General features: G+C 46.5%; 13 protein-coding genes. 9 read left to right on the forward strand and 4 right to left on the reverse strand.

What is annotated here, in order from left to right; all coding sequences use genetic code 11:
- The first annotated feature begins 74 nt into the window (after positions 1–74).
- The 4 genes from QU605_RS10850 (at position 75) to rplS (ending at position 2,328) form a co-directional block, all read left to right on the forward strand.
- Positions 75–689, forward strand: coding sequence for a tRNA (guanine-N1)-methyltransferase (locus tag QU605_RS10850; RefSeq protein ID WP_289725330.1), 615 nt, complete (start codon positions 75–77; stop codon positions 687–689).
- Between the two features lie 20 nt (positions 690–709).
- Positions 710–1,147 (forward strand): GNAT family N-acetyltransferase, encoded by a 438-nt coding sequence (locus QU605_RS10855; protein WP_289725331.1) that lies wholly within the window; start codon positions 710–712, stop codon positions 1,145–1,147.
- A 27-nt stretch (positions 1,148–1,174) separates the two neighbouring features.
- On the forward strand, positions 1,175–1,873 hold the full coding sequence (gene trmD, locus QU605_RS10860; RefSeq protein ID WP_289725332.1) for a tRNA (guanosine(37)-N1)-methyltransferase TrmD: 699 nt from the start codon (positions 1,175–1,177) through the stop codon (positions 1,871–1,873).
- Positions 1,874–1,977: 104 nt separating this feature from the next.
- Positions 1,978–2,328 (forward strand): 50S ribosomal protein L19, encoded by a 351-nt coding sequence (gene rplS, locus QU605_RS10865; protein WP_289725333.1) that lies wholly within the window; start codon positions 1,978–1,980, stop codon positions 2,326–2,328.
- Positions 2,329–2,380: 52 nt separating this feature from the next.
- On the opposite strand, the gene rocD is transcribed toward rplS, so the two are convergent.
- Positions 2,381–3,658 carry an ornithine--oxo-acid transaminase gene (gene rocD / locus QU605_RS10870; protein ID WP_289725334.1) on the reverse strand — a complete coding sequence of 426 codons (1,278 nt, stop codon included), beginning with the start codon at positions 3,656–3,658 and terminating at the stop codon, positions 2,381–2,383.
- 203 nt (positions 3,659–3,861) lie between these two features.
- Here rocD and rlmD point away from each other — a divergent pair, with 203 nt between their 5' ends.
- The 3 genes from rlmD to QU605_RS10885 are packed head-to-tail and all read left to right on the forward strand — an operon-like array spanning position 3,862 to position 6,577.
- Positions 3,862–5,280, forward strand: a complete 1,419-nt coding sequence (gene rlmD / locus QU605_RS10875) for a 23S rRNA (uracil(1939)-C(5))-methyltransferase RlmD (RefSeq protein WP_289725335.1) — start codon at positions 3,862–3,864, stop codon at positions 5,278–5,280.
- Positions 5,281–5,292: 12 nt separating this feature from the next.
- Positions 5,293–5,823, forward strand: coding sequence for a DUF6452 family protein (locus QU605_RS10880; RefSeq protein ID WP_289725336.1), 531 nt, complete (start codon positions 5,293–5,295; stop codon positions 5,821–5,823).
- Entirely contained in the window at positions 5,804–6,577 is a 774-nt protein-coding gene (locus tag QU605_RS10885; RefSeq protein ID WP_289725337.1) for a DUF6048 family protein, read from the forward strand. The genes QU605_RS10880 and QU605_RS10885 overlap by 20 nt, the downstream gene beginning before the upstream one ends.
- Before the next feature lie 6 nt (positions 6,578–6,583).
- On the opposite strand, the gene QU605_RS10890 is transcribed toward QU605_RS10885, so the two are convergent.
- On the reverse strand, positions 6,584–7,744 hold the full coding sequence (locus QU605_RS10890; protein ID WP_289725338.1) for a THUMP domain-containing class I SAM-dependent RNA methyltransferase: 1,161 nt from the start codon (positions 7,742–7,744) through the stop codon (positions 6,584–6,586).
- A gap of 55 nt (positions 7,745–7,799) precedes the next feature.
- On the opposite strand from QU605_RS10890, the gene QU605_RS10895 reads away from it, so the two are divergent.
- Positions 7,800–8,492, forward strand: coding sequence for a ZIP family metal transporter (locus QU605_RS10895; RefSeq protein ID WP_289725339.1), 693 nt, complete (start codon positions 7,800–7,802; stop codon positions 8,490–8,492).
- A 10-nt stretch (positions 8,493–8,502) separates the two neighbouring features.
- Here QU605_RS10895 and trhA read toward each other — a convergent pair whose 3' ends face one another.
- Entirely contained in the window at positions 8,503–9,138 is a 636-nt protein-coding gene (gene trhA, locus QU605_RS10900; protein ID WP_289725340.1) for a PAQR family membrane homeostasis protein TrhA, read from the reverse strand.
- A gap of 165 nt (positions 9,139–9,303) precedes the next feature.
- A complete protein-coding gene (locus QU605_RS10905) occupies positions 9,304–10,617 on the reverse strand; it encodes a hypothetical protein (protein ID WP_289725341.1) in 1,314 nt (437 codons plus the stop codon).
- Between the two features lie 261 nt (positions 10,618–10,878).
- Between QU605_RS10905 and QU605_RS10910 the strand changes: the two genes are divergently transcribed.
- Positions 10,879–11,070: hypothetical protein (locus QU605_RS10910; protein ID WP_289725342.1), on the forward strand; the 192-nt coding region annotated here is incomplete at its 3' end.

Below are 11,070 nucleotides of genomic sequence, written 5' to 3' on the forward strand. Positions count from 1 at the left end.
TTTTTTTAAAATTCCATAATATTAAAGTACTTTAGTCACTTCTTAAACCATTTTACACCAAAGAACAATCTCAAATGAGGCTACTTAAAACAATTTTTCTCGGCCTTGCGTTATGTGCAGGTAGCATGCTCTGGGCTCAGGAAGAAGAACAGGAAAACTCTCTGGAGGGCGGAACCATAGAAAGCCAATTTGAATTCCTTTACAGGAAATCCGGGAATTATAATGCGGAAGGAAGAAGGTATGAAGTAGTTCGAAGGATACAGCTCGACAAAATCAGGGACAATATTTTAGATAGCCTGAACAAGGGGCGTGCAGAAGCCAGGGAACTCAATGCCACCATCGCCCGGCAGGAAGGTACCATTGAAGACCTCAATGGAAAGCTCGAAAATACGACCAATCAATTGGCGGATATCACCGCCGAAAAAGATAGTATGTCTTTGATTGGTATGCAGGTATCCAAAATCACCTACAACCTGGTTTTATGGACCATTATCGGAGGTTTACTGCTCTTCCTGTTGTTGTTTATCTACAAATACAGAAGAAGTAATGTCCTCACCCAGGAAGCCAAGGTGAAACTCTCCGATGTGGAAAGTGAATACGAGGATCACCGTCGCAAAGCTCTGGAGCGGGAACAGAAAATAAGTCGTCAGCTGCAAGACGAGATCAACAAATATAAAAAGGGCAAGTAAGACTGCCTTTTTAGTTCTTCATGACTGTCCGGGAAGCGAGTAGAGCGGATTTGCCACAACTGGCAGAACTTATGGACGCCTACAGGGTGTTCTACGGAGCCGATTCGGATGTGGAAAAGGCCAGGGTGTTCATGCATGAGCGGCTTATTAAACAGGATTCCGTCATCTTCGTTATCCAAAATGACCATGCCTTACTGGGATTCACGCAATTGTACCCATCGTTTTCCAGTGTGAGTTTGAGGCCCCTTTATATTTTGAACGATTTGTTTGTGACCCCGGGTAAAAGGGGTACAGGACTTGGAGAGGCCTTATTGCGGCATGCACAGGGGTTTTGTCGTGAAAAAGGGGCTAAAGGACTTGCCCTGGAGACGGCAACGGACAACCCGGCCCAAAAACTCTACGAGCGATTGGGATGGAAAAAGGATGCCGGGGTATTTCATTACTTTTGGACCTCCTGAGAGTTCAGGAGTTCATAACCGTTCCTCATGCGAATTGATATTATCACCGTACTCCCCGAATTACTCGAAAGTCCCTTCGGCGCTTCGATTTTGAAACGCGCTATCGACAAGGGCCTCGTTGCGATTGGTTTACATAATCTCCGGGACTACGCTACCTCCCGATACAAACAGGTAGATGATTACGCCTTTGGAGGTGGAGCCGGGATGGTAATGATGCCGGAACCCCTGGATCGCTGTCTTGAGGATCTGACTTCCAAATGCACCTATGATGAGATCATCTATATGACTCCGGATGGCGAGACCCTGAACCAGTCCATGGCCAACCGCCTGTCCCTAAGCAAGAACCTCCTGATTATTTGCGGGCATTATAAGGGTATCGATCAGCGCATCCGGGACCTCTGGGTTACCCGGGAGATTTCAATCGGCGATTACGTTCTGTCCGGTGGTGAACTAGGTGCTGCTGTATTATGTGATGCCATAATCCGCCTTATTCCGGGAGTCCTCAATGATGAGACCTCTGCCTTAACCGATACATTCCAGGACAATCTATTGGCACCCCCGGTATACACGAGACCACGGGAATTTAAGGGAAAACACGTGCCTGAAGTATTGTTAAGCGGCAATTTCAAAAAAATTGAAGCCTGGCGGGAAGAACAGGCGCTTCTGAGAACGCGGCAGCGACGTCCGGATTTACTCCAGGACCCGCCCCCTGCAAAATCAGACTGATTTTCCTTGTGATTTGAGATTATTCAACTATTTTTGCACACGATTTTGGGTCAACCTCTGACGAGGTGCGTGAATGTTGGTCCGGATAAATTAAAAACAATACAATGGAATCCTTAGTAAGTTTTGTTGAAAACGAATTTGTAGTAAAAAATGATTTTCCGAATTTTTCTTCCGGAGATACCATCACCGTTTACTACGAGATCAAAGAAGGGGAAAAAACCCGGACGCAGTTCTTTCGCGGAGTGGTCATCCAAAGACGTGGCTCAGGTGCTACTGAAACCTTCACGATTCGAAAAATGAGTGGAACTGTTGGTGTAGAGCGGATCTTTCCGATCAATATGCCCGCCCTGCAGAAGATAGAAATTAACAAGCGTGGGAAAGTACGTCGTGCGCGAATCTATTACTTCCGCGGCCTCACTGGTAAGAAAGCGAGAATTAAAGAGATCCGGTCTTAGGAATAGATCGATACTAAAAAAAAGACCGGAGTTTTCACTCCGGTCTTTTTTTTTAGGCAGCTTCGTAATTGAGAAGCGTTTTACGAATGATTTCCACACATTCTTCCAATTGTTCCTCTGTCATCACAAGGGGAGGCGCAAAACGTATAATGTTACCATGAGTCGGTTTGGCCAGAAGACCATTCTCTTTTAAGGCCACACATATTTCCCAGGCAGTGGAGCTGTCCTCGGTGTCATTGATAACAATGGCATTCAAAAGCCCCTTCCCCCTAACGAGTTTTACCAGATTTGTTTCCTGTATTATTTCCTTCATTTTATCTCTGAAGATTTGCCCGAGCCGCTCGGCACGTTCAGCCAGACGTTCTTCCCGCACAACCTCAAGGGCGGCAACAGCCACAGCACATGCCAGGGGGTTGCCCCCAAAGGTGGAGCCGTGATTTCCCGGACGGATCACCTCCATGATTTCATCATTGGCCAGAACAGCTGAAACAGGAAAAACACCACCTGACAAGGCCTTGCCCAAAATAAGGATATCGGGTTTTACCTCCGGGGTCCCGGAACAATTCTTTTCGGGGCAATTGCAGTTTCCGCAACTGGCCAGTAAACGGCCCGTACGGGCAACCCCGGTCTGAACTTCATCGGCAATGAACAGAACGTCATTGGCCTTACATATTTTTTTAGCCTCCTTCAAATAATTTGCGTCGGGTACATATACCCCGGCCTCACCCTGTATAGGCTCAACCATAAATGCTGCAACGTCAGGGCCCATTACTTCTTCGAGGGCATTGAGATCGTTATATCTGATCGCAATGATCCCAGGTGTAAAGGGTCCGAAGTTCTCTGTGGCAATAGGGTCGTTGGATGCTGAAATTATGGAGATCGTGCGACCGTGAAAGTTGTTCTGACAAACCACTATTTTCGCCTTGTTCGCAGGAATGCCCTTTTTCTCATAACCCCACTTTCTGGCCAACTTCATCGCCGTTTCAACCGCTTCAGCCCCGGTATTCATGGGCAGCACCTTGTCAAATCCAAAATACTCGGTAATATACTTTTCGTAAGGCCCCAGCTGGTCGTTGTAAAACGCCCGTGAAGTAAGGGTAAGGTTTTCGGCCTGGGTTTTCAGGGCGCCGATGATTTTCGGATGGCAATGCCCCTGGTTTACTGCCGAATATGCAGATAAAAAATCGTAATACTTTTTCCCTTCCACATCCCATACATAAGCACCTTCACCCCGGCTTAAAACCACTGGGAGCGGGTGGTAATTCTGTGCGCCGTATCGCGCTTCAAGAGCCATAGCCTCCGCTGAACTGAGTTTTTCAATAACAGACATTCCTCAAAATTTTTAATTATTCAAATACAATTCCTGCTTTGGGAGAGAAATCATCCGCGAAGAGGCATAAATGTACGATTATTTGAAGGGTGTAAACAAAATTTTCAGGGCGAAATCCGCCCTATTCCCGACAGCCTGATTATCCGGTATTCGAGGATGACCTGTTAAGCGTTTCTATTGAACAAAACCCTTACTTTTGCCCCATGAGAAAAAGAAAGGTCAGGCCACACTTTGAAGACCTGAGAGTTATAGATGCGGGCTCCAAAGGAAAGGCTGTAGCAAAGGCTCCGGATGGGCGTATCGTCTTTATCAGCGGTGCCGTTCCGGGAGACTTGGTTTCAGTACAAACCACCCGAAAACGAAAAGGGTACTATGAGGGTTACGTAACCGCCATACAAGAAGCCTCTGAAGATCGGGTTACACCCAAATGTATCCATTTTGGCACCTGCGGAGGGTGTAAATGGCAAAACATGAGTTATGAAGCGCAGTTGAAATTCAAACAAAAGGAAGTTGTGGAGAATCTCCTGCGGATCGGAAAGCTCGATTTACCGGAGATCGATCCGATTTTACCGGCCCCCCAGCCTTTTTATTACCGCAATAAGATGGAATTTTCTTTTTCCAATAACCGCTGGCTGCAACCTGAAGAACTCGAAGAGGGTTACCCCGCGGGTAGCAGGAATGCCCTGGGGTTGCACATTCCGGGAATGTGGGATAAAATCCTGGATCTCAAGGAGTGCCATCTGATGGCTGATCCTGTCAATCAGATCCGCCTGGCCATTCGCGAATATGCCGATGCGAACGGACTTTCCTTTTTTGACCCCAGGAAGCAGGAAGGACTGCTTCGCACGCTGATGATCAGAAGTACATCCTCGGGCAGCCTGATGATTGTGCTTCAATTATTTGAGGAGGATCAAGCAGGCAGGGAACTCCTGCTCGATTACCTGCTTGATACATTTCCACAAATCTCATCCCTTTACTATACCGTCAACCAAAAAAAGAACGATACGATCTACGACCAGGAGCTCATAAGATATGCGGGGGCTTCCTGCATTTATGAGACAATGGAGGGGCTGCAATTTCAGATCACCCCCAAATCTTTTTATCAGACAAATAGTGAACAAGCCTACCAACTATACAGGAAAGTCCGGGAATTCGCCGGTCTTTCGGGTACAGAACTCGTTTACGACCTCTACACCGGGTTGGGTACCATTGCGCAGTTCGTCGCTCGGGAAGCGGGAAAAGTTGTCGGAATTGAAGCTGTCCCTGAAGCCGTTGAAGCGGCAAGGGAAAATGCTAAGGTCAACAATATCGGTAATGTCTCCTTTTACTCCGGGGATATGAAGGATCTGTTCAGTCGTGAATTCCTGGCGGAACACGGCCACCCGGAAGTGCTGATTACCGACCCTCCCAGAGACGGTATGCACAAAGACGTCATTGAGAGAATTCTTGAAATCACCCCATCACGAATCGTGTATGTGAGCTGCAACAGTGCCACTCAAGCCAGAGATCTGGCTTTGATGAAAGATGTATATGAAGTCGTAAGGGTTCAACCTGTGGATATGTTTCCGCAGACCCATCACGTTGAAAATATTGTACTTTTAAGACGGCGGAATAATCCGTAATTTACCCCCTTTATGCTTAAAGCAACTTTTCCTTTTTTTGGACGCACCATATGCATTCTAATGGTATGCAGTTTGTTATTGATGCTGCTAGGTGGATGCGAGAAAGATGATATTTGTGTGGATGGGGATACGCCTTTGTTGATCATCAAGTTTTTTGATGCTGAAAATCCGCTGGACGCCAAAAGTGTGAATCGCCTGAGGGTACTCGGTCTGGGTAAAGATGAGGCGGTGGATACATTTACGGATCGAAGCACTTTGGACTCCATTGCCATTCCCCTGCGTCCTGGAGAAACAGAGACGACCTTTATAATGATCCTCGATTCTCAAGATGATGAGGAACAGGAAATTGGTAATCCGGACACCGTTCGTTTCGATTATCAAACCCGTGAAGTCTTTATTTCCAGAGCGTGTGGCTTTGTTGCCCAATACGACGAGCTGGAGTCCCAATTACAGACCGGGTCCGAAAACTGGATACAGAATATTGAAGTGGAATATACTTCGGTACAAAACCTGGACAGTACGCATGTGTCGATCTTTCATTAAATTTTCACTACTCCTGGCACTGTTCTGCTCCTATACGGGTTTTGGACAAAAGAAGGTGCGGGATACCACGAAGAAATCGGAAATCTATGGTCTGCGGGTGGGGATTGATCTGAGCCGGCCCTTAATTTCAGTTTTTAAGGACGGATATCAGGGCCTGGAAATTGTGGGAGACTACCGACTAAGCAACCGCTGGTACCTGGCAGCCGAACTCGGAAATGAATCGAATGTTGTTGAAGAGGTCCTGGACAATGCCGATGGAAATAACCGGATTACAATTTATGAAATGAATCCCTCTGGAAGCTATATTAAGCTCGGGGCTGATTTCAATACCTATCAGAACTGGTTTGGCATGAACAACAGCATTATTGTGGGTGCGCGCTATGCCTTTTCTACCTTTAGCACTTCCCTGGACAAGTACAGCTTATTCGACAGTAACCGGTACTGGAATCCCGATACGTTTCCCCAGGGATCAGGAGCGTATTTAGGGGAATATTCGGGCCTGAATGCCTCCTGGCTCGAACTCTTGTTAGGGGTTAAAACAGAGCTCTTTGCAAATATTTACCTGGGAGCGAGTGTGCGGCTTGGAATTTTGGTTACAGATTCCGGTGCGGGCCCCTTTCCAAATGTCTGGATTCCCGGTTTCAACAAAAAAACAGACAACAGCAGGTTTGGAGTCGGATTTAATTACTCCATCAGTTATTTAATCCCCCTCTACCGGAAATCCCGGGAAAAGCCTGTGGAAATCACGGAATAACCCCTTTTATTTCGGGTTGTATTTTGCCTTTTTACTGCCCTCGTAAATTTCATAAAGGGCTAGCCTGGATTCAATACTTCCATTATAAAGCTTAATCTTCCTGGAAGGGCGCAGCCCTACATATTTCAGTGCTTCGAGATTGCCGGTAAACATCCATGCCCTTGTATTCTTATAGTGGCGCTTCAGGGTATTACCAAATTCTTTGTAGAAGGACTCTATAGCTACCGGAAGCCGCTCTCCATAGGGGGGGTTGCAGATCAGGTGAAGGGGGCCTGCCGATTCTTTTTCAGTCTTAAAGAAGTCCTGATGCGTCACCTCGATGTATTCGGATAAGTTTGCATTCTTGATGTTTTCAGATGCCTTTTGAACCGCTGAGGGCGCTTTGTCGAAGCCCTGGATTTTATAATGGAATTCCCGTGTTCTGGCGAGGCTGGCATCATGGATGGTTTTAAAAAGATCCGGGTCGTAATCCTTCCAGTTCTGGAAGCCAAAGTTTTCCCTGTTAATATTCGCCGGGATATTGCATGCGATCATGGCAGCTTCAATCAGCAAAGTGCCACTGCCACACATCGGGTCAAGAAGGTCACATTGCCCGCGCCATCCACTCAACAAGAGCAATCCCGCCCCAAGCACCTCATTTATAGGGGCTATATTGGTATCCGTTCGGTAACCCCGCCTATGCAAAGAGCTGCCCGAACTGTCCAGGGACAGGTGAATCGTATCACCCTGCAAATGGAGGTGTATTCGAACGTCCGGATCAGAAACCGAAACTGTGGGCCGTTCCCCTACCCGCTTTCTGAACTGATCCACTATGGCATCTTTTGATTTCTGAGATACAAAGAGGGAATTTGAAAAATGGTCGCTATGCATTACCGTATCCACGACAAAGGTCATTGAGGGATCCAGATATTTCTCCCAATTGACCTCCTGAATGGACGGGTATAGATCTTCCGGTCTGCGAATGCGAAAGGTCTGAATCGGTTTAAGAATTCGCAATGCGGTTCGAAGTGTGAGGTTTGCCTTGTACATAAAACCCAGATCGCCTTCAAAGAAAGCACAGCGTACCCCTTCCTTTACATTACCTGCCCCCAGTTTTCGCAATTCCTCGCTAAGGACAGATTCCATCCCGTAAAGGGTTTTGGCGATCATTTTAAAATTTTCTGCCATGGCATACGCATTTTGAACCCCAAAAATACACTAATTTTACAGGCGTATTTAATAAATGACACCTAACCAACCCTCCTTTCTCGTCCTTACCTTACCCGCCCTTGCAGTGGTTTTGAGCTTTGTAGTTCTAATCCTCTTTCCGGCCCTGCGATTGCGCAGCCATCGGCTGTTGCTATCCTTTAGCGGAGCCTTCCTTTTGGGAATCACGCTTTTTGAACTCTTCCCTGAGGTGTACAGGGATTTTGAAATGCGACAAGCCGGCGTGTTTATTGCCCTGGGGATCCTGCTCCAAATTGTTTTGGAATTTTTTTCAAGAGGTGCAGAACACGGACATTTGCACCACAAAGGGGAACAATCAGGGATTTCAGGAATACTTTTCCTGAGTCTTGGCATTCACGCTTTTCTCGAAGGAATCCCGCTGGTACAGAATCCGGATGTAGTCTGGGGGATTTCAATCCATAAAATACCGGTAGCCCTTATTTTTGGGAGTTTTCTCCTGGGTTCCGGAAAGACGCCAACTCAAAGCTGGGTCGTTGTTGTGATCTTCGCCCTCATGACGCCCCTGGGAGCTATATTCGGGAACCTGACCATGCTTCAAAACATATATCCTTATTTGCTCGCCCTGGTTATCGGAATGATCCTCCATGTATCGACCATTATATTGTTTGAAAGCTCAAAAGACCACGCTGTGAACCTCAAGCGATTCGGGGTCATTGTACTTGGAATGGTTCTGGCTTACCTCCTTTAGGTATTCTACGTTAATCGGGAACGACGTCAAGATAGACGAGAAGCCAGTGGCAAATAGCCCCGCCCAGAACAAAGAAGTGCCAGATCATGTGATTAAACGGGATCTTTCGAATGGCATAGAACAAAATTCCCAGGGTATAAAAGGCCCCTCCCGCGATTAAGAGTCTCTTGCCTGTCGGGCTTAACAACTCCATCAGATTTCCTATGTCGATCACAATCAACCATCCCATCAGGAGATAAAGCAGCAGTGAAAATATTTCAAACCGGCCTGTAAAAAAGATCTTCAGGACGGTGCCAAAGGCAGCCATTCCCCAAACAGCCCAGAACAGTGTCCATCCACTGGTATCCCTCAGGGTGATTAGGGCTACAGGAGTGTAGGTGCCTGCAATCAGAAAATAAATACTGATGTGATCCAGGATGCGAAGTTTCTTTTTAATTCTTGGGTCGGCAACGGCATGGTAGATCGTGGAGGCTGAAAAAAGCAAAATGATAGAAAGGCTGTAGACCCAAAGTGCCCAGCGCCCTGTAGGGTCCAGGTCCGACCCTTTTGAGACCAACATCACCGCACCCGCGATCCCCAGAAGAATTCCAAGGGCATGTGTCCCTGTATTCCAATATTCTTCTTCTTTATAGCTAAGGTTCCACATTCAGACCGAGTTCTGGAATTTGGTCACCCAAAGGTACGGCATGAAAGGGAATAGACAGCGTAAGGGCACCTATTTTGGCCACCCCCAAAGGTTCTTTTTGGTTCTTGGTTATAGGAATTCACTGAAGGCAGATAGGGCATCTGTAAAAGACACCTCAAAAGGGAGCTACTCCGGAAAATACCAAAATGGAATGTTTATGATCGTCCTGAGATAGACGCTATCCATGTCGTGATCCTTGCGACGTACCCTAAGTACATGCTTGCCCCGTGGAACATTACCCAGGTCTAGGAATGTTTCATACCCCAATTGTTTCTGGGTATTCTGGGTGTAGACAAATTCAGGTTTAAAATCCAGGCTATCAATGGTCAGCGTATACATATCCTCAAGGGTTTCAAGATATTTCTTCAGGCCATCGCGTTTTTTTGACCAACTGACGGTCCCCTCTGCAGTTGCAGAGAAAATACCCCTTTTATCTTCCTCGGGCTTAAGGTCTTCGTTAAAAAAGAAGACGTCATCCTCTACGCTGCTCCCATAGGCGACAAAAACATTAAGGAAAGGATCGGATATCACCTTGGAAGGTATGGCAGCCCGGTCCACAAAAGGAACATCCTGCTCAAGTGTATCGAAATAATTGGCCTTTCCCGCCGTATATGAATTGGTATTCATCTCATTGTCAATATAATTGGATGTGCTGAAACCTGTACCCGTCAAAAATGTCAGGCCCAGATAGAGCGGTATGACAATCCAGATCAGGCGTTTTCCAAACCGGGTGTCCAGGAAATTATAGACCATAGGTCGGTAAAGCACGGACAGGGTGAGGTATTTAAAGACCCAATAGAAGGGATAGTAAATCTTTGTGGTCCACTTCTTTCGTTTCAGCCAGCCCTGGGTCACAAAGTCTATAAATGTCAGTATCAGTCCAAGGCTGAGAAAGATAATCAGTGGTGGTGCCAACCAGGTTCTGGGCCACTCTGCAACATCTTCTTTGTCCAGCCACAATCCGATGAGCACAAAGCAAAAGGTAATCACCAGTAATCCCAGCAGGTAGAAAACCAGTAAAAAAGTTACGGCAAAAATGATACTGCAGTATTTCTCGAGGGTGGCCACGTAATTGTCAAAAGACCCTACCCTTTTCTGTAAGTGACGGGTAAATTTTTCACTGTAATTCAATTTATCATAGTCAATCTCACCGGAAACATATCGCAAACCGATAGCTCCAATCCACAAACCCCTCAAAATAACATGTGCAATCAGGTTTACCGTAATGATATACCAGGAAACCTTTAAACCCTGATAGAGCAGTATTGTATAAAAATTATCGTCATTTTCAGCCCTTAATGAAGCGAGTTCAATCGGCTCGATCACCATGAATAGCCCGTAAATCGCAAATCCTGAAATTATGAGCTCCAACTGCCAACTTTCCTGCTGAAGTATGTCCAGCCAATTCTTAAATTTCTTATCGTTCGGGTCGTGGCTCATTTTTTTAAGATCGGTGTCTTATTAAAGATAAAATAATATTCCAACCTGTTACACTTTGCCTGAAATCAGATGCGGGTTTTCAGGCCTTGCAGAATTTGTTTACACAGCTTAATTCTTTTGGTGAAGCCACCCTTACCCGATTTGCGGAGATTGCCCTGGGTGATTTCAGTATGGTGCGCAAATGGTTGCATCCTGCTTTTTTAGTACAACGTAAAATCCTTTCTTATTTCCGGGGGTCAGGGGAGTTTACTCCCCCGGGGGGTGGATTCATGTCAAGGCATTGGGGTGCTGGTTACTTGCAGTATGCCGGGGTATCTTTCCTTTGGGGCGGGGGCTTCTGCCCCACCCGGAACCTACAGTTTATCCCATAAAAAAAGCCCTTCACATTTCTGTAAAGGGCTTTCGAAGAAGGCGGCGACCTACTCTCCCACCAATCGGCAGTACCATCGGCGC

The sequence above is a fragment of the Robiginitalea aurantiaca genome (genome assembly GCF_030380815.1).
Lineage (GTDB): Bacteria > Bacteroidota > Bacteroidia > Flavobacteriales > Flavobacteriaceae > Robiginitalea > Robiginitalea aurantiaca.

What these genes read in the sequence shown, in the direction of transcription:
- QU605_RS10850 (WP_289725330.1), top strand. Translation starts at nt 75, where the DNA reads ATGAGGCTACTTAAAACAATTTTTCTCGGCCTTGCGTTATGTGCAGGT.
- QU605_RS10855 (WP_289725331.1), top strand. Translation starts at nt 710, where the DNA reads ATGACTGTCCGGGAAGCGAGTAGAGCGGATTTGCCACAACTGGCAGAA.
- trmD (WP_289725332.1), top strand. Translation starts at nt 1,175, where the DNA reads ATGCGAATTGATATTATCACCGTACTCCCCGAATTACTCGAAAGTCCC.
- rplS (WP_289725333.1), top strand. Translation starts at nt 1,978, where the DNA reads ATGGAATCCTTAGTAAGTTTTGTTGAAAACGAATTTGTAGTAAAAAAT.
- rocD (WP_289725334.1), bottom strand. Translation starts at nt 3,658, where the DNA reads ATGTCTGTTATTGAAAAACTCAGTTCAGCGGAGGCTATGGCTCTTGAA.
- rlmD (WP_289725335.1), top strand. Translation starts at nt 3,862, where the DNA reads ATGAGAAAAAGAAAGGTCAGGCCACACTTTGAAGACCTGAGAGTTATA.
- QU605_RS10880 (WP_289725336.1), top strand. Translation starts at nt 5,293, where the DNA reads ATGCTTAAAGCAACTTTTCCTTTTTTTGGACGCACCATATGCATTCTA.
- QU605_RS10885 (WP_289725337.1), top strand. Translation starts at nt 5,804, where the DNA reads ATGTGTCGATCTTTCATTAAATTTTCACTACTCCTGGCACTGTTCTGC.
- QU605_RS10890 (WP_289725338.1), bottom strand. Translation starts at nt 7,744, where the DNA reads ATGGCAGAAAATTTTAAAATGATCGCCAAAACCCTTTACGGGATGGAA.
- QU605_RS10895 (WP_289725339.1), top strand. Translation starts at nt 7,800, where the DNA reads ATGACACCTAACCAACCCTCCTTTCTCGTCCTTACCTTACCCGCCCTT.
- trhA (WP_289725340.1), bottom strand. Translation starts at nt 9,138, where the DNA reads ATGTGGAACCTTAGCTATAAAGAAGAAGAATATTGGAATACAGGGACA.
- QU605_RS10905 (WP_289725341.1), bottom strand. Translation starts at nt 10,617, where the DNA reads ATGAGCCACGACCCGAACGATAAGAAATTTAAGAATTGGCTGGACATA.